Below are 23,116 nucleotides of genomic sequence, written 5' to 3'. Positions count from 1 at the left end.
TGGCCTGAGTCGGCGGCAACAAGCGTCAGATAGGTGGCAATGGCAACGCATCGCGGCAATGAAGCCGCGATCCAGGAAACTTGAGAGAACGGATGTCATGGTGGATTTCGTCGAATACGTAGTGGCAGAGCTGAAAAGCAAGCGCCTTGGCAAGGCCAACGCGCTGGAGCTGATCAGGCAGTTTTCCGGGCGCCGGAGCGTGCCCGCGCAACTGCATCCGCTCGTGCATCTCAATGTCTCGACCCTCACCCAGCAGCGCTATCGCACGTGCCTGAACGGCGGCGAATTCTTCCTCCGCGACCATCGGGTGAAGATGCCGTCCGGCGCCGCGGTCGGCGTGCTGCCGGGCGTCGCCTATCTGGAAATGGCCCGTGCGGCGATCGTGGACGCGGTGCCCGAACTGGCGGCCGACTCGCTGCTCGCGTTCGAAAATGTCCTGTGGCTGTCGCCGTTCGCGGTCGAACGCGAGCGCGACATCCTGATCGACATCGACGCCGAGGACGATTTCCTCGAATTCCGCGTGTTCAGCGAAACCGAAAGCGGGCACCGCACCGAACACGCCTCCGGCCGCGTCCGTTTCTACGATTCTGCCGAAGCCGCGCCGCTGGACCTGGCCGAGGTGCGCGCCGCGATGGGGCGCGATCATTGGGATGCCGACACGGTCTACGCCACCTACGCCCAGGTCGGCATCGAATACGGCCCGGCGCACCGCGGCATCGTCCGGCTCGACAGCGGCGACGGCCAGGTGTTGGCCGACCTCGCGCTGCCCGAATCCCTGGCGGGCGAGGACAACGCCGCCTACGGGCTGCATCCGTCGCTGATCGACAGCGCGCTGCAGGCGGCGATCGGTCTCGGCGAGCGCGGCATCCTGCCGAGCGATCCGATGCTGCCGTTCGCGCTCGAATCGCTGTGCATCGTCGCCGATTGCGGGCCGCGCCCGCATGTGTTCGTTCGCCGCGCCGACGCCGAATCGACGGATACCGCCCAGCTCACGCTCGATCTGGACCTGTGCGACGAGCACGGCAACATCTGCGTGCAGATGCGCGGCTTCTGCGCGCGCCGTTTCGACGCCCGCAGCGCCGCCGCGCCCACGGCGGATGCGGTCGAAACGCTGGTCGCGGTGCCGGGATGGGGCGCGCTGCAGCCGCGCCAGGACCATGCATCGAATGCGCAGCCGACGCCGGCTGCGGCGTTCGCCCACGTCCGCGTGCTGCTTTGCGATCTGCCGGTCGCGGATGCGCTGGCATCGAAGCTGGCGGGCGTCACCGTCGAATCGCTGGTCGCGACTGCGGACGGCCATCCGGCGCAGCGCTACGAATCCGTCGCGCTGCAGCTGTTCGAACGCCTGCAGGACGTGCTGAAACGGCATTCCGCAGAGAAAACGCTGCTCCAGTGCGCGATCGCGGACAGCGCCGAAGGTCGTCTGCTGGCCGGTCTCGGCGGCATGCTGCGGACCGCCGCGCTGGAAAATCCGTCGCTGACGGTCCAGTTGATCATCGTCGATGCGACGACCACGGCCGAACGGCTCGCGGCCGATCTGGCCGACGCCGCCACCCGCCCGCATCTGTCGCTGCTGCATTGCGCCGACGCGGGCTGGCGCACGCAGGCGTGGACGCTGCTGCCGCCGGCGAACGATGCCCCCGGCGAATCGCCGTATCGCGAAGATGGCGTCTATCTCATCACCGGCGGCCTCGGCGGCCTCGGCGTCCTGTTCGCGCGCGACATCCTCGCGCAAGCGCGGGGTGCGCAGGTCGTGCTCACCGGCCGTGCGGCCGACGACGACGCGCTCCGTGCGCGCCTCGGCGCCGCGTTCGAGAACAACGCTTTCGAAAGCAGCGATGCCCGCGACCGCGTGCATTACCGCCGGCTCGACCTCGACGACGCCGCGCAGTGCGCGCAGGTCGTCGACGCGATCGGCCGCGACATCGGCGCGATCCGCGGCGTGCTGCACTGCGCCGGCGCGCGCAGCGACGAGGTCATCCTCAAGAAGACCGTGCAGGACGTAGCCGCGGTACTGGCGCCCAAGGTCCGCGGCACCTGGCATCTCGACGACGCGACCCGCGGCCTCGATCTCGACTTTTTCGCGCTGTTCTCGTCCGGCGTCTCGGCGTTCGGCAATGTCGGCCAGGCCGATTACGCCGCCGCGAACGGGTTCCTCGACGCCTTCGCCGCGTTCCGCGACGCCCGGGTGACGGCGGGCGAGCGCAGCGGTCGCACCGTGGCGATCGACTGGCCGCTGTGGGACGAAGGCGGCATGCGTCCCGATGCCGAGGCCGTGCGTTGGCTGCAGGCGCAGACCGGCATGGTGCCGATGCGCAGCGCGTCGGGCCTCGCGGTGTTCCGTCGGGCGCTCGCGTCCCCGCACGCCCAAGTGTTCGCGATCGAAGGCGAAGGCCGCCGGCTGCGCCGGCTGTTCGATGCGCCGACGCCGCCCGCGCCGGCACGTCGCGCCGAAACGCCGGCACCGACGCCCGCACGCACCGCAGCGCCGGAGACCGCCGCGGCCGCGCCGGCCGGCGACGCGTTCGCCGGCGATCTGTCGACGCGTGCCCGCGACTTCCTGCGCCGCGAATTCGCGCCGGTGCTGAAGATCGCCGCCAACCAGATCGACGTCCAGGAAGCGCTCGAGAATTACGGCATCAATTCGATCCTGGCGATGAATCTCACCGCCCAGCTCGAAAAGCATTTCGGTCCGCTGCCGAAGACCCTGTTCTTCGAATACCAGACGATCGCGGCGCTCAGCGAACATCTGGTGCAGGCGCATGCCGAGCGCCTGCAGGCGCTGGTGGCGCCGGCCGCAGGCACGGCGACCGCCGCTGCGGTCGCACCGCGTCCGGCACCGGCGGCACCCGCGCCGGGCACCTCGCGTCCGGCCCTCAAGCCTGCGCTGCGCGGCAAGGCCGCCGCGCCGGGCGCGTTGGTCCGCCGCGGTCCCTCCGGCCCGTCGATGACCTCCGAACCGATCGCGATCGTCGGCCTCAGCGGCCGCTATCCGGAAGCGGAAACCCTGCGCGAGTTCTGGCGCAATCTGCACGACGGCAAGGACTGCATCGTCGAGATTCCGGCCGAGCGCTGGCGCTGGCAGGACTACTACACCAGCGATCGCGAGCAGCCCGGCCATTACAGCAAGTGGGGCGGCTTCATCCGCGGCGTCGACGAATTCGACCCGCAGTTCTTCAACATCTCGCCGCGCGAAGCGCCGTACATCGACCCGCAGGAGCGCATGTTCCTGCAGCACGCCTGGATGGCGATCGAAGACGCCGGCTATTCGCGCAAGAGCCTCCGCTTGCCGCGCGCGAACGGGCTGCCGGGACAGGTCGGCGTCTACGCCGGCGTGATGTACGGCGAATACAACCGCTCGGGCAGCCTCGCCAGCATCGCCAACCGCGTGTCCTATGCGCTGAACCTGCATGGGCCGAGCATGACGCTCGACACCATGTGTTCGTCGTCGCTGACGGCGATTCATCTCGCCTGCCAGGATCTGCGTCTGGGCCGCACCGACATGGCGCTGGCCGGCGGCGTCAACCTCAGCATCCATCCCGACAAGTACAGCATGCTGAGCGCCGGACAGTTCATCTCCGGCACCGGCCATTGCCAGAGCTTCGGCGAAGGCGGCGACGGCTACATCCCGGGCGAAGGCGTGGGCGTGGCCGTGCTCAAGCGCCTCTCCGACGCCGAACGCGACGGCGACGCGATCCACGCGATCATCCGCGGCAGCGCGCTGAACCACGGCGGCAAGACCAACGGCTACACCGTGCCGAATCCGCAGGCGCAGGCGGCGGTGATCGCCGACGCGCTGCGCGACGCCGGCGTCGACGCGCGCCACGTCAGCTACATCGAAGCGCACGGCACCGGCACCAAGCTGGGCGATCCGATCGAGATCGCGGCGCTGGGCAAGGCCTTCCGCGAATACACCCAGGACACCGGGTTCTGCCTGATCGGCTCGGCGAAATCGAACATCGGCCACTGCGAATCGGCGGCGGGCATCGCCGGCCTGAGCAAGGTCGTGCTGCAGCTGCGCCACCGCAAGATCGTGCCCTCGCTGCATTCGCAGCGGCTGAACCCGAACATCGACTTCGGCACCACGCCGTTCGAGGTCAACCAGCAGCTGCGCGACTGGGAGCCGCCGCTCGTCGACGGCAAGCGCGTGCCGCGCATCGCCGGGCTGTCGTCGTTCGGCGCCGGCGGCGCGAACGCGCATTTCGTGATCGAGGAATACATCGCGCCCGCCGCGGACGCGGTCGACGGCCTGCCGGTCATCGTGCCGCTGTCGGCGCGCACGCCCGAGCAGTTGATGCAGAAGGTGCGCGATCTGCTGTTCATGCTGCAGGACGCGTCGGATGCGGATCAGCGCATCGATCACGTCGCGCTGGCCTACACGCTGCAGGTCGGTCGCGAAGCGATGGAAGAGCGGCTGGCGTTCGTCGTCGATTCGACGAGGCAGTTGCAGGACGCGCTCAGCGCGCACATCGACGGCGACGCCGACGGCGGTCATCGCGGGCAGGTCAGGGCGAACAAGGAGATGCTGGCCCTGTTCGTCACCGACGACGATTACGAGGAAGTGCTCGACAAGTGGATCGCGCAGCGCAAGCTGCCGAAGCTCGCGGAACTGTGGTCCAAGGGCCTCGATCTGGACTGGCGCAAGTTCCACGGCAAGCACGGCCCGCGCCGCCTTCATCTGCCGACCTATCCGTTCGCGAGGGAAAAATACTGGATCGACCCGACCGTGGGTCTGTTCTCGCACATCGGGCCGCAGGCCGCGACGCAGCGCGCCTCCGCGCTGCATCCGCTGCTGCACGAGAACACGTCCGATCTCGATCAGCTGCGGTTCTCTTCGATCCTGCCGGCGACGGCAGGCGACGGCGCGCTGTCGTCCTCGCTGCTGCTCGAAATGGCGCGTGCGGCCCTGGCCTGCGCCCGCCGCGAAGCGCCCGCCACCACCGCGGTCGAACTCGGCGCGCTGCGTTTCGCGGCGCCCTTCGTCGCCGACGGCGCACGGCCGCTGCACATCGCGCTGTATCCCGCCACCACCGGCGGCATCGACTTCGACATCTACAGCGGCGACGCCGACGAATGCGTGCATGCGCAGGGCTCCGGCGAAGTCGCGTCCTCGTCCGCGGCCACCGCGCTCGATCTCGCCGCGATCGCGGCGCGGATGGCGGAAACGGCGTGGCCGGGCGATCGCGCACCGGCCGCCTGGCGACTGTGGCGCGGGGCAGGGGAACTGCTGATCGCCGCCGGCGACGAACGTCCCGCGCCGTCGCCCGGCACGATGCTCGATCCGGCGTTCGCGGATCACGTGTTCGACGCCATCGCCCCGGTGCTGGGGCTCGATCGTCTGGCACCACACGAGCTCGCCTCGCTCGGGGTGTTCTCCGCCTGCGGCTCGCCGATGTGGATCTGGGCGCGCTGGAACGAAGGCGATACGCCCGTACTCGACATGGACTGGTGCGACGCCCACGGCGTCGTCGGTCTGCGCTGGCGCGGATTCGTCCCGGCCGGTGCGAGCGATGCCGCGACGCATGCGGCCGCCGTCATGCCGCTCGCCGTGTTCACCGATGCGCCGCGGTTGGGCAAGCCCAATGCGATCGCGCTGGCCGAACCGGTCGCCGTGCCCTCGATCGTCGGCGGCCATCGGCCGAAGCCGAACGCATCGCGCCTCGCCGCGCTGGACGCGACGACGGCGATGCCGGCCTCAATCGTGTCGATCCCGACGCCGCTGCCGGCACCGGTGGCGGCCGCCACGCCCGTCATGGGGACGCCGGCACCGGTCGCCGCCGACGCGGAGGCGCGCGTCGACGTACGCGGCTTCCTCAAGCGCTCGCTCGCCCAGGCGCTGTATCTCGACGAAGCGAACATCGACGACGATCGCCCGTTCGTCGATCTCGGCCTGGATTCCATCGTCGGCGTCGAGTGGGTGAAGAACATCAACAAGGGCCTCGGTCTCGAGATCGGCGCCACTCGCGTCTACGACTACGCGAACCTCGCGGCGCTGAGCGTCTACGTCGAAAGCCAGTTGCCGCAGGCATCGGCGAAACCGGCAGCCGCGAATCCGGCGCCTTCGACGCCCGCGCCTGCACCCGCGCCCACCAAACCGGTGCCCGCCGCGGCGTCGGTGCCGAGCGTGGTGCTCGATCTGCCGACCTTCGATCCGCCCGCGGCCACCGTGCCGGTGGCACCGGCACCGGCCGCGCAGGCCGGCCGCCACACCGTGGAATCGCTGAAGCCGGAACTGCGCGCCAGCCTCGCGCAGGCGCTGTATCTCGACGAAGCGGCGATCGATTACGACCAGTCGTTCGTCGATCTCGGCCTGGATTCGATCGTCGGCGTCGAATGGGTGAAGACGATCAACAAGGCCTACGGGCTCGACATCTCCGCGACCCGCGTCTACGACTATTCCAACCTGCATGCGCTCGCGCGCTTCGTGCATGAGGAATTGGCGAAGCTGCCGCCGGATCGTCTGCCGCAGCCCCTGGCGACGCAAACCGCGACGCCCGCGGTTGCGGTGCCGCCGGCAGCGACACCGGCGACGGCGGCGACCCCCGCAAACGTGCCGTCGAAGGCCGCGCCGCCGCCGTCCTTCACGCCGGTCGCGCCGCTTGCGCAGAACGCGCTGCGTCGCCGTTCGCGCGGCGCGCCTGCCGCGGCCGCGGTCGAAACCGCCGCAGCCGCGCAGCCGGTGCGCAATGCCGAAAAGATCGCCATCGTTGGCATGTCCGGGCGTTATCCAGGCGCCGAGAATCTCGAACAGTACTGGCGCAATCTCGTCGAGGGCCGCAATTCGATCCGCGAAATCCCGCCGGAGCGCTGGGATGTCGCCGCGTACTACGACCCCACGCCGGGCAAGCCCGGCAAGGTCTACTGCAAGTGGCTCGGCATGCTCGACGGCGCCGACGAATTCGACCCGATGTTCTTCCAGATCTCGCCGTCCGAAGCCGAGATCATGGACCCGCAGCATCGCCTGTTCATGCAGGAAAGCTATCGCTCGTTCCAGGACGCGGGCTATTCCAGCGCGGCGCTGAGCAACCGCAAGTGCGGCGTCTACCTCGGCATCATGAGCAGCGAGTACTCGCTGCTGCTCGCCAAGGGCAATCCGCTGACCGTCGAAACCACCGGCAACAGTTTCGCCATCGGCGCGGCCCGCATCGCCTATCACCTGAATCTGAAGGGTCCGGCGATCCCGATCGATACCGCCTGTTCCTCGTCGCTGGTGGCGATCCATCTGGCCTGCCAGGCGCTGCTCAATCACGAGATCGACATGGGTCTGGCCGGCGGCGTCAGCCTGTACCTGATCCCCGAGTCGTATCTCGGCATGTGCCGCGCGGGCATGCTCTCGCGCGACGGCCAGTGCAAGACCTTCGACAACGGCGCGGACGGCTTCGTGCCGGGCGAGGGCGTCGGTGCGGTAGTGCTGAAGCGTCTCTCCGACGCCGAACGCGACGGCGACGAGATCTACGGCGTGATCATCGGTTCCGGCATCAACCAGGACGGCAAGACCAACGGCATCACCGCGCCCAGCGTCAACAGCCAGATCGAACTGCTGCGCGACGTCTATCGCCGCCACGACATCGACGCGACCACGATCAACTACGTCGAGACCCATGGCACCGGCACCAAGCTCGGCGATCCGATCGAACTCGAAGCGCTGTCCACCGTGTTCAAGGAACACGGCGGCAAGCGCAACGGCTGCGCCCTCGGCGCGGTCAAGACCAACCTCGGCCACACCTCCGGCGCCGCCGGCGTGGCCGGCGTGCACAAGGTGCTGCTCAGCCTGCGCAACGGCATGGTGGCGCCGAACGTCAATCTGAAACAGGAAAACGCGCTGTTCGATTTCGGCGCGTCGCCGTTCTACGTCAGCCGCAGCGCCCACGACTGGACGCCCGCATCAGGCCGCAAGCGCCGCGCCGCGGTCAGCGCCTTCGGTTTCAGCGGCACCAACGCGCACGTGGTGATCGAGGAATACCTGCCGACGCTGCGTCCGCAGCCGGCGCAGCCGCAACCCTGCATCGTGCCGCTGTCTGCGCGCAGCGCCGAGCAGGTGCGGACCATGGCGCAGGAACTGCTGCAGTTCCTCGAAAACGACGGTTCCGGCGTGACGCTGCAGGACCTGGCCTACACCCTGCAGGTCGGTCGCGATGCGATGCGCGAACGCGCCGCGTGGGTGGCCGCCTCCCTTCCGGAGCTGCAGTCGCAGCTGCGCGATTTCCTGTCCGGCAAGCCCGTCGGCCATCGCGGCACCGTGACCCGCGCCCACGAGGCGGCGATTCCGACCGAAGAGGCCGCCGCGCTGCGGCAGCGCGAAGGCGCCGTGCAGTCCGCGGCGCTGGCCGCACTGTGGGTGCAGGGCGCCGACATCGACTGGACCGCCTATCACGTCGGTGACCAGCCGCGCCGCTTGCATCGGGTGCCGGGTTATCCGTTCGCGAAGGAACGCTATTGGCCGCAGCCGGTGGCCGCCGCGCAGACCGTCGCGACGCCTGCCGCCATCGTGGCGCCTGCGCCTGCGCCGGTGCAGGCCGCCGCGCCGGTCGCGGCGATCGAACCCAGGCACGCGACGTACTACGCGCCGGCCTGGCGCGCCGCCGCGCTGCCCGCGCAGCGCGTCGCGTTCGGCGCCGACGACACCCTGCTGATCGTCGACAGCGACGATCTGCTGTTCGAACAGATCAAGGCCCGGCTGCACCCCGCGTCGCCGCTGAAAGCCATCGTGCTCGTGCGTCTGGGCCAGGCCGATGGTTTCGTGCAGGACGCGGGCGACCGCTTCACGCTCGATGCGTCGCAGCCGCGGCATTTCGAAGCGCTGCTGGACGCGCTGCGCGGCCAGGGACGCCTGCCGACCCACGTGATCCACAACGCCAACGCCGCGCGCCTCCCGGCAGGCAGCGACGCCACCGCGGCCGAACGCGCGCTGCAGGTCGGCGTCGACGCGCTGTTCGGGCTGTGCAAGGCGCTCGCCACCGCGAGACACGCGCCGTGCGCCTTCGTGTCGCACTTCGACGCCGACGCCGGCGCGAACACCGCGGCCTGCGAAGCGCTGGCCGCGTTCTACCGGTCGCTCGCGCTCGAGAACAACCGCTACCACGGCCGCGTGCTCACGCTCGAACACGATGCCGGTGCGGATCCCGCGAACCGCGTCATCGACACCGTCACCGCGATCATCGATGAGCTGCAGGCACCGCCGCAGCGCGAAACCGAGGTCCGCTACCGGACGGACGGCGGCGCCCAGGCGCAGCGCTCCGTGCGCGTCCTGACCGAACGGACGCCGGCGTCCGCGGCGGTCGGCGACATGCCGCTCAAACACGGCGGCGTGTATCTGATCACCGGCGGTCTGGGCGGCCTGGGCTTCCTGTTCGCGCGTCATCTGGCCGAGCATTACCGCGCCAGGCTGGTGCTCAGCGGCCGTTCGGCGCTCGACGCCGCCGGCGAGAAGAAGCTGGAACAGCTGCACGCGCTCGGCGCGGAAGCGACCTATCTGCAGGCCGACGTCGCCGACGCCGACCGCGCGCACGATCTGGTGATCGGCGCGAAGGCGCGCTTCGGCGCGCTCAACGGCGTGATCCACAGCGCCGGGGTCAACGACGATGCGCTGCTGATCCGCAAGGATCATGCGCAGTTCCGCCGGGTGCTGGCGCCGAAGGTGCAGGGCACCCTGCATCTGGACCGGCTCACCGCCGACGAACCGCTGGACCTGTTCGTGCTGTTCTCCTCCGGCGCCGGCAGCTTCGGCAACGTCGGCCAGACCGACTACGCCTACGCCAACGCGTTCATGGATGCGTTCGCCGAACACCGCGAACAGGCGCGCGCCCGTCGCGAGCGCTTCGGCAAGACCCTGTCCATCGGCTGGCCGTACTGGCTGGCCGGCGGCATGCAGTTGTCGGCCGCCGATCTGCAGCGCACCGAAGAACGCACCGGCCTCTGCGCGCTGCCGACCGACATCGGCATCGGCTACTGGGACACGCTGCTGCGTTCCGATCTGTCGCGCGCGCTGGCGCTGTACGGCCATCCGGCGAAGATCGCGGCGCATTGCGATCCCTCGTCGGCGATTACGTCGCCCGCGCGGGCCGTGGCGACGGTCGCGACCGTCGCCGCACCCGCCGCCGACGGCGAACTGCTGGCGCAGGCCCAGCGCTATCTGTGCGAACTGGTCCACGCCGAAACCCGGATCCCGGTCGCCCAGATCGACATCGACGAACGCTTCGAGGCCTTCGGCTTCGACTCGATCATGATCGGCCGCCTCAACGCGACCCTCGAACAGGATCTCGGCGATCTGCCGAAGACCCTGATGTACGAATACGAGACCGTCGCCGAGCTCGCGGCCTACCTGACCGGACACGCGGCCGCGGCGCTGTCGCGCCGGCTCGCCGTCAACGCGACGGTCGCACCCGCGGCCGCGACGCCGGCGATCGCCGCCGATGCCCCGGCTGAAGCCGCACCCGCAGTCGTGGCGCCGGTCGCCGCGCAGCCGGTGCAGGTCGCGGAGCCGGTCGGCGCGCACGCCGAACCGATCGCGATCATCGGCGTGCACGCGTCGTTCCCGCAGGCCGACGATCTCGACACGTTCTGGGAACACCTGCGTTCCGGCACCGATCTCATCCAGCTCGTGCCCGAAAACCGCTGGAACTACGCCGATTTCTACGACGCCGACCCCGCGCAGTCGGACAACGGCAAGATCTACTGCAAGTGGGGCGGGTTCCTCGAAGACTTCGACAAGTTCGACGCCGGCTTCTTCAACATCGCCGATGCCGAAGCGAACATCATCGATCCGCAGGAGCGTCGTTTCCTGCAGTCCGCCTGGTCGGCGATCGAGGATGCCGGCTACACCCGCGAACGCCTGAAACAGTGCTATCCGAAGGGCAAGAGCGCCGATGTCGGCGTGTTCGTGGGCGTCACCACCAACTCGTATCAGCTGCTCGCGCCGGAAGCCTGGCAGCGCGGCCGGATGGTCACGCCCAGCGCGATGCCCTGGTCGATCGCGAACCGGGTCTCGTACGCGCTGGATCTGCAGGGCCCGAGCATGCCGGTCGACACCGCATGCTCGTCGTCGCTGGTCGCGGTGCATCTGGCCTGCGAAAGCCTGCGCCGCCGCGAATGCCAGGTCGCGCTGGCCGGCGGCGTCAACCTGTACCTGCATCCCGCCAAGTACCAGTCGTTCTGCCACCGCCGGATGCTCGCGGTCGGCGACCAGTGCCGCAGCTACGGCGCCGGCGACGACGGCTTCATCCCCGGCGAAGGCGTCGGCACGCTGGTGCTCAAACCGTTGCGCCTCGCCGAACGCGACGGCGACAGGATCTACGGCGTGATCCGCGGCAGCGCCTACGATCACAGCGGCCGCTCCAACGGCTATGCCACGCCGAATCCGAACTCGCAGGCGCACGTGATCGCGCAGGCGCTGGCGCAGGCCGACGTGCCGGCGCGTTCGATCGGCTTCATCGAAGGCCACGGCACCGGGACGCAGATGGGCGACAGCCTCGAAGTCGCGGCGATCACCCAGGCCTTCGCGCAGCAGACCGCCGACACCGGGTTCTGCGCGCTGGCGTCGCTGAAGGCGAACATCGGCCACGCCGAGTCGGCGACCAGCATCGCCGGCATCGCCAAGATCCTGATGCAGTTCCGGCACCGGCAGATCGCGCCGAGCATCCATTCGGAGGTCGTCAATCCCGATATCGATTTCGGGCGGGCGCCGTGCTATCTGCAGACCGGCCTGAGCGCATGGGAATCGCCCGCGGGCGTGCCGCGTCGCGCGCTCATCAACGCCTTCGGCGCCGGCGGCGTCAACGCCTGCGCGGTGCTCGAAGAGTACGTGCCGGCCGCGGCCGCCGTCCCCGCCACCGCGGGCGGCGACGCGCTGTTCGTGCTGTCGGCGATGAACGCCGAACGCCTGCGCGAGTACGCCTGGCGTCACGTCGATTTCCTCGCGCTCAATCCCGACTGCGATGTCGCGGCCCTGTGCCGCACCCTGCAGATCGGCCGCGAAGCGATGCCCGAGCGGCTGGCGTTGATCGTCGGCAGCGCCCAGCAGCTGCGGCAGACGCTGCAGCGCTGGCTCGATGCCGATCCCACGCTTGTCGCAGGCGCGCTCGTCGCCGGCCAGAACCATCTGTGGCAGGGCCGCATCGATCCGCGCGCCGGCGCCGGCTACGCCACGCGCGAACAGCGCGAGCGCATGCAGGCGCTGTGCGCATCGCGCGATCTCGCCGGACTGGCCGCATTCTGGACCGAAGGCGGCAAGGTCGAATGGGCGCGGTTGGACGACGCCCCGCTGCGGCCCGTCGTCGGCGCTCCGGTGTATCCGTTCGCGCGCGAACGGCATTGGGCGGTCGAATTCGCGACCGCGGAAGCGGTGCCGGCCGCGGCAGCGATGCCGTCGCGCCTGCATCCGCTGATTTCGCACAATGCCTCGACCCTGGATCAGGTCCGCTTCGATGCCGCGCTCGACGGCAACCGCTACTACGCCCGCGATCACCGGATCCAGGGCCAGGCGGTGTTCCCGGGCGCGGGCTTCATCGAAATGGCCTGCGTCGCCGCCAGCATCGCCGGCCAGCGGCGCGTGCGCAGCCTGCGCGACATCTACTGGGTGCAGCCGCTGTCGCTGACCGACCCGCAGCAGGACCTGAAGATCGGCCTGCGCAGCGCGAACGGCGCCGGCGGCAACGCCGCGGAATTCGCGATCACCACCGTCGACGTCGACCAGGAGACCGTGGTGCACTGCGAAGGCCGCGCGCTGTTCGACGATGGCCGCGACGCCGAATCCGCGTCGCAGCCGTCGCTGGCGGAATGGCGGCAGCGCTGCGGCGAACGCCACGACGGCGAGCGCTATTACCGGATCTTCCAGACCCTCGGCTTCGACTACGGTCCGACCTTCCGGGTCATCCAGGAGGTCGCGATCGGCGAGGGCTGCGCGCTGGCCAGACTCGCGCTGGATCCGTCGCTGTCGAAGGATTTCGAGCAGTACATCCTGCATCCGACCCTGATCGACGGCGCCCTGCAGACGGTTGTCGCGCTGCTGGCGGCCGACGAAGGCGGTGTGCCGCATCTGCCGTTCGCGATCGACGAGATCGAGATCCTCGGCAGCCTGACGCCGCACTGCCACGTGCTGGTCGAGCGCTCCGGCGATGCCGGCGCCGCAGGCACCGGCATCCTCCAGTTCAACATCCACATCCTCAGCGAAAGCGGCGAGACGCTCGTGAAGATCAGCAATTTCTACGTGCGCGCCCTGGTGCCGCCGCCGTCGCAGGGCGCTGCGGACGGCGAACAGGCACGGCGTTCCCTGGCGATGAATCCATGAAGACTTCCGCATCGATGGACACGAACAGCGATTACCCGATCGGCGAATTCCGCGCCGTCTACGACGGCAGCGAACCGTTTCTCGCCGATCACATCATCCAGGGCCAGAAGATCCTCCCCGGCATGGCGTATCTGGAGATCGCCCGCGCCGCGGTCGCGGCCTCGGCGCCTCCGGGCGACGACGCGATGCTGGTGCTCAGCGACAGCGTGTTCGTGAACGCGCTCACCGTGAAGGACAAGCGCACGGTCACCGTGCGCGTGTACCCGGGCGGCGCCGGCCAGTTCGGCGTGGAAGTCAGCACCGACCAGGGCGTGCATTTCCAGAGCCGGGTCTCGGTGCAGAAGACCGCCGAATACCTGGCCGCCCGGGGCTACGAGCGGACCGTGGACCTGGACGCGCTGCGCGCGATCAGCCACCGGCCCGGCCCGTCGAAGGCCGCGTTCTACCAGACCTACCGCAACCGCGGCGTCGAGCTGGGGCCGTCCCATCGCGGCGTCGAAGAGATTTTCATGTCGGAGGACCGCAGCGAAGGCGTCATGAAGATCCGCCTGCCGGGTTCGTCCGCGCGCGGCATGGCGATGGATGCGGGTGCGCTCGACAGCATCATCCAGAGCGGCCTCGCCCTGGTCGACAACCCGGAAGCGAACGTGGTGCCGTTCGCGGTGACGAGCACGCTGGTCGTCGATGCGCTGGTCGACACGATGTTCGTGCATGCGCGCAAGCGCGCCGACGGTTTCCATTACACCGCCACCGACGAACACGGCCGGGTGCTGGTGATCATCGAGGGCTTCCAGACCCGCGAGATCGATCTCAACGCGAAGCAGGACCGCCTGAGCTTCCATCGGCCGGTCTGGAAAACCGTGGCGCCGCCGACGGCGGACGACCGACCGGTACGCGTGGTGGAGGCGGGCGACGATTACGTCGCAACCACCAGGGCACTGCTGGCGGCGGCGCAGTCGCTGGCCCGGGACAAGGACACCCGTTCGGTGCTCGAACTGCGCACCGCCGCGAACGATCGCCTCGCGCGCGGCCTGTGGCCGGCGCTGAAGACGGTGTCGATGGAGCATTCGCAGATCGAGATCCGGCTGAAGTCCGGCGACGACTACGTGGCGCCGGAGTATCAGGACGCCGATGCCGACATCGGCGCCGAATTCGCGTGGCGGGACGGCTGCACCGCGCTGATCACCGGTGGCCTCGGCGCGCTGGGTCTGCTGGTCGCGCAGGACATCGCAGCGCGCAGCAAGGGCAGCACCCTGATCCTGCTCGGCCGGCGCACGCCTGACGCCGCGGAGACCGCGCGCATCGAAGCCCTGCAGGCCACCGGCGCGACCGTGGTCCTGCGTCGCTGCGACATCGCCAGACGCGACGAGATCGAAAAGATCGTCGCCGAATTCCCGGGCATCGATGTCGTGGTGCATGCGGCGGGCCTGCTCGATGACGCGCTGCTGGTCCACAAGACCGCCGAATCGATGGACCGGGTGCTGGCGCCGAAAGTGCAGGGCATCGAAAACCTCGATCGCGCCACCGCCGGCTGTCCGCTCGATGCGTTCGTCGCGTTCTCGTCGGTCGCCGGTGCCCTCGGCAACGCCGGCCAGTTCGATTACGCGGCCGGCAACGGTTACATGGACGCCTACGTCGAAGCGCGCGCCGCACGGGTGCGCGCGCAGCAGGCGCGCGGCATCTCGATCTCGATCAACTGGCCGCTGTGGGAAGAAGGCGCGATGCAGCTCGACGACGCCAGTCGCGAGACCCTCGCCCGCACCTATGCGATCAAGCCGCTGCCCAGCGCGGAAGGCCTGAAGGCGATGCGCCTGGCCATCGCCTCGCCGCACGCCAACCTGCTGCCGCTGTTCGGGCAGAAGAACGCGCACGCGGCGCTGTTCGCACCGCCGAAACCGGTCGCGGCCGCCGCGGCCGCGCCGCAGGCGCAGCAGTCGTCGGCCGAACTCGACAAGCTGCAGCGCGAGATCCTGCAGGAAATGCGCCTGCAGGCCGCGCAGCACCTGAAGATGAAACCGAACCAGATCAGCGACACCGAAGACTGGACCAATTTCGGCTTCGACTCGATCCTGATCTCGAGCTTCGTGTCGCACCTCAACCACGTCTACGACCTGAACCTGATGCCGACGGCGATGTTCGAGGCCTCGAACCTGCTGCGTTTCAGCCAGTTCCTCGCCGACAACCACGCCGCGGAGATGACGAAGAAGCTTGCGGTGAGCGGTGGCAAGGCCGCGAAACCGGCGGCGAATGCCGCCGCGGGCGCCGCCGCGGCCAAGCCCGCCGCGCGCGCGCCGGCCGCCGGCGACGCCTCGGTCTCGCAGTTCGCGCGCCGGTTCCGCGAGGCGTATCGCAACCGCGCCAGCTATCGCGACCAGGATGTCGCCGTGGTCGGCATGAGCTGCCGCATCGCCGGCGCGAACAACCCCGACGAATTCTGGCGGATGCTCGAAGGCGAGCGCGACATGATCAGCGAGATCCCGGCGGACCGCTGGGACTGGCGCGATTATCCGGGCGTCAGCCGCTGGGGATCCTTCATCGAAGGCATGAAGGAATTCGATCCGCTGTTCTTCGGCATATCGCCGGCGGAAGCGACGTACATGAGCCCGGAACAGCGGCTGATGATGCAGTCGGTGTGGGAATGCCTGGAGGACGCGGGCTACGGCGGCGACAGCCTCAAGGGCACCAACACCGCCATCTACATGGGCTGCGGTCCCACCAGCTACATCAGCCTGATGGCGCACCTGCCGGTCGAGGCGTATTCGGTCACCGGCAGCGTGTCCTCGGTCGGGCCGAACCGCATCAGCTATTACATGGACTGGCACGGCCCCAGCAATCCGATCGACACCGCCTGCAGCAGTTCGCTGGTCGCGGTGTACCGCGCCATCGAGGCGATCCGCGGCGGCCACTGCGACGTCGCGATCATCGGCGGCGTCAACGCGCTGCTGGCGCCGGACGTGTACATCAGCTTCGCCAAGTCGGGCATGCTCTGCGAGGACGGTCGCTGCAAGACCTTCTCCGACAAGGCCAACGGCTACGTGCGCGGCGAAGGCGTCGCCATGCTGATGCTCAAATCGCTGCGCGCCGCGCAGCGCGACGGCGACGACATCTACGCCGTGATCAAGGGCGCCGCCGAGAACCACGGCGGGCGCACGACTTCGCTCACGGCGCCGAACCCGAACGCGCAGGCCGCGGTGATCCGGCGCGCGATCCAGGACGCCGGCATCGACTTTCAGCGCGTCGGCTACATCGAATGCCACGGCACCGGCACCGAACTGGGCGATCCAGTCGAAATCACCGGCCTGAAGACCGTCGCCAGGGAATTGCTGGACGCCGATGCTGCCGCGGAGAAACAGGACAACTATCCCTGCTGGCTGGGCAGCATCAAATCCAACATCGGCCACCTCGAGTACGGCGCCGGCGTCGTCGGCCTGATCAAGGTCATCCTGCAGATCCGCAACAGGAAGATCGCGCGGAGCCTGCATTGCGACACGATCAGCCCGCTGATCGACCTGCGCCGCACGCCGTACAGGATCGCGCAGCAGGCGATCGACTGGGAGGTTCCGGCCGGGCAAACGCGCATCGGCGGGGTCAGCAGTTTCGGATTCGGCGGCGTCAACGCGCACGTGGTCATCGAGGAATACGTCGATCGCAGCGCCGGCCATGGCCAGGACGACGCCGACGACGCGCAGCTGCTGGTGTTCTCGGCGCGCAATGCGGACACCCTGCACGCCACGCTGCAGGCCTATCCGGCGTTCCTCGCGAAGACCGACCGCAGCGCCGACACTCTGCGCCGGATCGCCTACACCCTGCAGACCGGCAGGACCGAGATGCAGGAACGCGTCGCCTTCGTCGTCCGCTCGGTCGACGAATTCGACGAACTGCTCGACGGTTTCCTGAAGGAGAAGGACAACTTCTACCACCGCAAGGTCTTCCGCGGATCGGTCAGGGCCGGCGCCGGCGACAAGCTCGACATCGGCGACACCCAGGCCGGGCAGGAATTCATCCGCCGGCTGGTCGAGACCGGCGAGACCGAGAAGATCGCGGAATTGTGGGTGCGGGGCGCGAAGCTGGATTGGCGGGAATTGCTCCACGACAACGGGCGTCCCTGACCCCCGCCGTCGCGGACACGACAGGAATCAACACTTTTTTGGTTTGGAGAAACAGGATGAAAGCAGTTGGCATCGAAGCAATGAACGTGTTCGCCGGAACGGCATTCCTGGACGTCAGGAAGCTGTCCGAGCACCGGAAACTCGACACCACCCGGTTCGAGAATCTGCTGATGAAGGAAAAGACGGTCGCGCTGCCGTACGAAGACCCGATCACCTTCGCGGTGAACGCCGCCAAGCCCATCATCGACGCGCTCAGCCCGGAAGAGCGCGACCGGATCGAGCTGGTGATTACCTGCACCGAATCCGGTTTCGACTTCGGCAAGTCGATGAGCACCTACTGCCATTCGCTGCTGGGCCTGAACCGCAATTGCCGGCTGTTCGAGATCAAGAACGCCTGCTACTCCGGCGCCGCCGGCATCCAGATGGCGGTGAACTTCATCCTGTCGCAGGCCTCCCCGGGCGCGAAGGCGCTGGTGCTCGCCACCGACATTTCCCGTTTCATGGTCGAGGACGGCGGCGACGCGCTCACCGCCGACTGGTCGTTCGCCGAACCCAGCAACGGCTCGGGCGCGGTCGCGATGCTGATCAGCGAACAGCCGTACATCTTCCAGGTCGACGTCGGCGCCAACGGCTACTACGGCTACGAGGTGATGGACACCTGCCGCCCGACCGCCGACGGCGACGCCGGCGACTCGGACCTGTCGCTGCTGTCGTATCTCGACTGCTGCGAGAACAGCTTCCTGGAATACCGCAAGCGCGTACCCGACGCCGACTTCGCGAAGACCTTCTCCTACATCGCCTATCACTGTCCGTTCGGCGGCATGGTCAAGGGCGCGCACCGCAACATGATGCGCAAGATGGTCCGCGCCAAGCCGCAGGAGATCGAGGAGGATTTCGAGCGGCGCGTCCTGCCCGGCATGGCCTATTGCCAGCGCATCGCCAACATCATGGGCGCGACCATGTCGCTGGCGATCCTCAGCACCATCGAGCACGGCGATTTCGAAACGCCGAAGCGCATCGGCGCCTTCTCCTACGGTTCGGGCTGCTGCTCCGAGTTCTTCAGCGGCGTCGCCCGCAAGGAAGGCCAGGAGCGCCTGCGCCGGATGGGCGTCAAGGAACACCTCGACCGTCGCATCGAGCTGACGATGGAGGAATACGATCGCCTGCTGGTCGGCAGCAACGCCGTCAAGTTCGGCACCCGCAACGTCGTGCTCGACGGCAACTTCATTCCGCGCGCCCGCTCCGCGATGGGCAAGCCGGTGCTGTTCCTGAAGGAAATCAAGGAATTCCACCGCGAATACGAGTGGGTCGGCTGATGGATTTCAGTGCCTTCACCACGCTGCGGGTCCGTTTCGACGACGACATCGCCTATCTGCAGATCCACCGCCCCGAAGCGAACAACGCGATCAACGACCGGCTGATCGCGGAATTCGTTGCGGCGATCGACGTCTGCGAAGAACGCGCCAAGATCGTCGTGCTCGAAGGCCTGCCCGAGGTCTTCTGCTTCGGCGCGGATTTCGCCGAACTGCAGAAGAGCTTCGATGGCGACGGCGTGCCGGAACAGAATCCGAAGCCGATGTACGACCTGTGGTGCCGGCTCGCCAACGGCCCGTTCGTTTCGATCGCGCACGTCCGCGGCAAGGCCAACGCCGGCGGCATCGGCTTCGTCGCGGCCTGCGACATCGTGCTCGCGGATTCGGCGGCGGTGTTCAGCCTGTCGGAACTGCTGTTCGGGCTGATGCCGGCCTGCGTCCTGCCGTTCCTGGTCCGCCGGATCGGCTATGCCAGGGCCAACTACATGACCCTGTCGACCCAGCCGGTGACGGTGCAGACCGCACAGGCCTGGGGCCTCGTCGATGCCTACGAGGACAACAGCGAGAACCTGCTGCGCAAGAACCTGCTGCGCCTGCGCCGGCTCAACAAGAAGAGCGTGGCGCGCTACAAGCGCTACATGGGCGCGATCGAGGCCTCGGTCGAAACCGCCGAAGCGAAGGCGCTGGCCGCCAATCGCGACGTGTTCTCCGATGTCGAGAATCTGCAGCGGATCTCGCGCTACGTGAAGACCGGCCAGTTCCCGTGGGAGGGCGCGACGTGAGCGCGGAGAAAGCCGTCGACCTGCAGTTCGTCGCGCCGCACGTCCTGCAGATCCGGATGCAGGACCGGGTCAGCAAGAACACCTTCTCCGAAGGCATCACCGAAGGCCTGATGGAGGCGTTCGCGGAGGTGGAGCGCCAGCCGGACTGCAAGGTCGTGATCCTCACCGGTTACGACAATTACTTCGCCAGCGGCGGCACCCAGGAACAGTTGATGAACCTGTCCGACGGGCGCGGTGCCTTCACCGATCGCGCCCTGTACAGCCTGCCGCTGCAGTGCCCGGTGCCGGTGATCTCGGCGATGCAGGGGCACGGCATCGGCGGCGGATTCGTGCTCGGGATGTTCGCCGACCTGGTCGTGCTCGGCCGCGAGAACATCTACACCACCAATTTCATGCGCTACGGCTTCACGCCGGGGATGGGGGCGACCTTCATCCTGCCGCAGAAGCTCGGGCTGGCCCTGGCGACGGAAATGATGCTGTCCGCGAACAACTACCGCGGCGAGGAACTGCAGCAGCGCGGCATCCCGTTCCCGGTCGTCCCGCGCGACAAGGTCATGGCGCATGCGCTGGAACTCGCGCAGACGCTGGCCGAGAAGCCGCGCGTGTCGCTGGTCGCGCTGAAGGACCATCTCAGCGCGTCGCTGCGCGAGGCGCTGCCGGCCACCATCGCGCAGGAAGTCGCCATGCATGCGGTGACCTTCGCGCAACCCGAGGTGAAATCGAAGATCGCCACCCTGTTCGGCGCATGACCATGCGCAGGACATCCGCAACCCGACGCACGCCTGCGTCTTCGTACGCAGGCCGCGAACCCATCGCCCATTTCCAGCAGAAGGATTCACCATGAACGTGCAAGACGTCTTCGACATCATCGTCGGCCATACCCGCGAGATCGTGCCCGGTCTCGAAGACCATCCGTTCCAGCCTACGGATTCGCTGCGCGCGCTCGGCGCCAATTCCATCGACCGTTCCGAGATCCTGATGATGACGCTCGAATCGCTGTCGCTGAAAATCCCGATGATCGATCTCGCCAAGGCCGAAAACATCGGCGAGCTCGCGGGACTGATGCACGCCAGGCTCTGAACATGCGCGGTTTGGGCACGCACGGTACAGGCACGCACGGTCCGGGCATGCACGGTTCGGAGCCGGCGCGCATCGTTGTCGATGGCATCGGCATCACCGCGTCGATCGGCCAGGGCCGCGACGCGTTCGCCGACGCGCTGCTCGCCGGCGAGCACCGGTTCGCGACGATGCGTCGCCCCGGCCGCCAGCGGCCGGGCGCGGGCGACGATGTTGCGCCGTTCATCGGCGCCGAAATCGCCGACCTGCGGATCCCCGCATCGATCCCGGCGGCGAAGCTGCGCAACGCGTCGTGGTCCGCGCAGGTCGCGGTGGCGACCCTGCACGAAGCCTGGCACGACGCCGGCCTGGACGATGTCGATCCGACACGCATCGGTCTGATCGTCGGCGGTTCGAACTTCCAGCAGCGCGAGCTGGTGCAGAACCAGCTCAAGTACCAGGACCGGGTCGAATTCCTGCGGCCGACCCACGCGATGTCGTTCATGGACACCGACCTGTGCGGCCTGTGCAGCGAAACCTTCGGCATCCGCGGATCGGCCTTCACCGTCGGCGGCGCATCCGCCAGCGGTCAGCTCGCCGCGATCCAGGCCGCCGAAGCCGTGCGTTCGGGGCAGGTGGATGTCTGCATCGCGCTCGGCGCGCTGATGGATCTGTCGTTCTTCGAATGCCAGGCGTTCCGCTCGCTCGGTGCGATGGGCTCGGATCGTTTCGCCCGCCAGCCCGAACTGGCGTGCCGGCCGTTCGATCGCGATCGCGACGGTTTCATCTTCGGCGAAGCCTGCGGCGCGATCGTGCTGCGCAGGGCAGGGCAGGACACGTCCGGCAGGCCCGACGGGACGCCGCCGTACGCCGAGCTGAAAGGCTGGGCGATGGCCTGGGACGCCAACCGCAATCCGAATCCCTCGCTCGACGGCGAGACCACGGTGATCCGCCGCGCGCTGGCGATGGCGGGGCTGGACGCCGACGCGATCGACTACGTCAACCCGCACGGCACCGCCTCGATGGTCGGCGACGAAACCGAACTCGCGGCGCTGCGCGCCTGCGGCCTCGATCGTGCGTGGATCAACGCGACGAAGTCGCTGGTCGGGCACGGACTGAGCGCCGCCGGCATGGTCGAGCTGATCGCGATCATGCTGCAGATGCGGGCGGGCAGGCTGCATCCGTCGCGCAATCTGGAGAACCCGATCGACGCGGGCTTCCGCTGGGTGGGCGCCAACGCCGTCGATCACACCGTCGAGCGCGCGCTCAACATGAGCATGGGCTTCGGCGGCATCAACACGGCGGTCTGCCTGCAGCGCTGCTGACCGCGCTGCGAACGACCGCCAGCATTCGCAATACACACGTTTCATTCAGGAGAATTCGATGAAAACCTACATGTTTCCGGGACAGGGCTCGCAGGCGCGCGGAATGGGCGGCAGCCTGTTCGACGCATTTCCGGAGCTGACCGCGAAGGCCGACGAAGTGCTGGGCTACTCCATCAAGGAGCTGTGCCTGGAAGACCCGCGCCGCGAACTGAACAAGACCCAGTTCACCCAGCCGGCGCTGTTCGTGGTCAACGCGCTGTCGTACTACAAGCGCGTCAAGGAGAGCGGTGCGCCGGATTTCCTGGCCGGTCACAGCCTCGGCGAATTCAATGCGCTGCTGGCGGCCGAATGCTTCGACTTCGAAACCGGCCTGAAGCTGGTCAAGAAGCGCGGCGAGCTGATGAGCCAGACCACCGAAGGCGCGATGGCGGCGATCGTCAACGCCAGCCGCGAGCAGATCGAGACCCTGCTCAAGGAGAAGGGTCTGGTCAACGTGGACATCGCCAACTGCAACACGCCGCTGCAGACCGTGATTTCCGGGCCGACCGCCGACATCGCCGCGTGCCAGGACATCTTCAACTTCGACAAGGTGATGTACGTCCCGCTGAACACCAGCGGCGCGTTCCATTCCCGGCTGATGATCCCGGCGGCGCAGAAGTTCGAAGCCTTCCTGAAGAAGCGAAAGTTCTCCAAGCCGAAGATTCCGGTGATCGCCAACCTCACCGCGCAGCCCTATCCGGACAACGCCGTCGTCGAGTACCTGTCGAAGCAGATCCACAGCTCGGTGCTGTGGAGCGACACCATCCATCATCTGATGTCGCTGTCCCCCGACATGGAATTCACCGAGATCGGCCACGGCGACGTGCTGGCGAAGATGATCCTCAAGATCAAGCAGATCGCCGCGAAGGCCGCCGCTCCCGGGAAGGCACCGCCCGCGCCGGCACCGGCGCCCGCTGCAGCGCCCGCGGAAAACAACGTGGCCGCCGCCGCACCGGTCGCGGCACCGGCCACGAAGGCCGCCGATGTCGCAGGCGCCGGGACCGACCGTTTCGCGATCGCCGAACGCAAGGTCGCCGACTGGAACAGCCGTCACCCCGTCGGCACCCGGGTCAAGTCGAAGGTGACGGATCAGGATGCGCTCACCACGCGCACCCCGGCCATCGTCCTGTTCGGCCATCGCGCCGCGGTCTACATGGAGGGGTTCAACGGTTACTTCGACCTCGACGAACTTTCGGCGGCCTGATCG

General features: G+C 68.2%; 8 protein-coding genes. All 8 read left to right on the top strand.

Going from position 1 to position 23,116, the window contains the following annotated elements; genetic code table 11:
• Nucleotides 1–121 precede the first annotated feature (121 nt).
• The 8 genes from ABD974_RS12525 (at nucleotide 122) to fabD (ending at nucleotide 23,113) form a co-directional block, all read left to right on the top strand.
• On the top strand, nucleotides 122–13,285 hold the full coding sequence (locus tag ABD974_RS12525) for an SDR family NAD(P)-dependent oxidoreductase (protein WP_345303676.1): 13,164 nt from the start codon (nucleotides 122–124) through the stop codon (nucleotides 13,283–13,285).
• Nucleotides 13,282–17,394 carry an SDR family NAD(P)-dependent oxidoreductase gene (locus tag ABD974_RS12520; protein ID WP_345303675.1) on the top strand — a complete coding sequence of 1,371 codons (4,113 nt, stop codon included), beginning with the start codon at nucleotides 13,282–13,284 and terminating at the stop codon, nucleotides 17,392–17,394. The genes ABD974_RS12525 and ABD974_RS12520 overlap by 4 nt, the downstream gene beginning before the upstream one ends.
• A gap of 56 nt (nucleotides 17,395–17,450) precedes the next feature.
• Nucleotides 17,451–18,710 (top strand): hydroxymethylglutaryl-CoA synthase family protein, encoded by a 1,260-nt coding sequence (locus ABD974_RS12515; RefSeq protein WP_345303674.1) that lies wholly within the window; start codon nucleotides 17,451–17,453, stop codon nucleotides 18,708–18,710.
• Nucleotides 18,710–19,489 carry an enoyl-CoA hydratase/isomerase gene (locus ABD974_RS12510; protein ID WP_345303673.1) on the top strand — a complete coding sequence of 260 codons (780 nt, stop codon included), beginning with the start codon at nucleotides 18,710–18,712 and terminating at the stop codon, nucleotides 19,487–19,489. Before ABD974_RS12515 ends, ABD974_RS12510 begins: the two co-directional genes overlap by 1 nt.
• Nucleotides 19,486–20,238 carry a polyketide synthase gene (locus tag ABD974_RS12505; protein WP_345303672.1) on the top strand — a complete coding sequence of 251 codons (753 nt, stop codon included), beginning with the start codon at nucleotides 19,486–19,488 and terminating at the stop codon, nucleotides 20,236–20,238. The genes ABD974_RS12510 and ABD974_RS12505 overlap by 4 nt, the downstream gene beginning before the upstream one ends.
• Before the next feature lie 91 nt (nucleotides 20,239–20,329).
• Nucleotides 20,330–20,569, top strand: coding sequence for an acyl carrier protein (locus tag ABD974_RS12500; RefSeq protein ID WP_345303671.1), 240 nt, complete (start codon nucleotides 20,330–20,332; stop codon nucleotides 20,567–20,569).
• A 47-nt stretch (nucleotides 20,570–20,616) separates the two neighbouring features.
• The gene (locus ABD974_RS12495; protein WP_345303670.1) at nucleotides 20,617–21,870 is read left to right on the top strand and encodes a beta-ketoacyl synthase N-terminal-like domain-containing protein; all 1,254 of its coding nucleotides are present in this window, start codon (nucleotides 20,617–20,619) and stop codon (nucleotides 21,868–21,870) included.
• A gap of 58 nt (nucleotides 21,871–21,928) precedes the next feature.
• A complete protein-coding gene (fabD, locus tag ABD974_RS12490) occupies nucleotides 21,929–23,113 on the top strand; it encodes an ACP S-malonyltransferase (protein WP_345303669.1) in 1,185 nt (394 codons plus the stop codon).
• Nucleotides 23,114–23,116 lie beyond the last annotated feature (3 nt).

Source organism: Lysobacter hankyongensis (genome assembly GCF_039543145.1).
GTDB lineage: Bacteria > Pseudomonadota > Gammaproteobacteria > Xanthomonadales > Xanthomonadaceae > Lysobacter_I > Lysobacter_I hankyongensis.
This window is presented reverse-complemented; position numbering and strand designations above follow the sequence as displayed.

Excerpts from the sequence above, each read along its gene's own strand:
- ABD974_RS12495 (WP_345303670.1), top strand. The coding sequence starts at position 20,617 with ATGCACGGTTCGGAGCCGGCGCGCATCGTTGTCGATGGCATCGGCATC.
- ABD974_RS12500 (WP_345303671.1), top strand. The coding sequence starts at position 20,330 with ATGAACGTGCAAGACGTCTTCGACATCATCGTCGGCCATACCCGCGAG.
- ABD974_RS12515 (WP_345303674.1), top strand. The coding sequence starts at position 17,451 with ATGAAAGCAGTTGGCATCGAAGCAATGAACGTGTTCGCCGGAACGGCA.
- ABD974_RS12510 (WP_345303673.1), top strand. The coding sequence starts at position 18,710 with ATGGATTTCAGTGCCTTCACCACGCTGCGGGTCCGTTTCGACGACGAC.
- fabD (WP_345303669.1), top strand. The coding sequence starts at position 21,929 with ATGAAAACCTACATGTTTCCGGGACAGGGCTCGCAGGCGCGCGGAATG.
- ABD974_RS12520 (WP_345303675.1), top strand. The coding sequence starts at position 13,282 with ATGAAGACTTCCGCATCGATGGACACGAACAGCGATTACCCGATCGGC.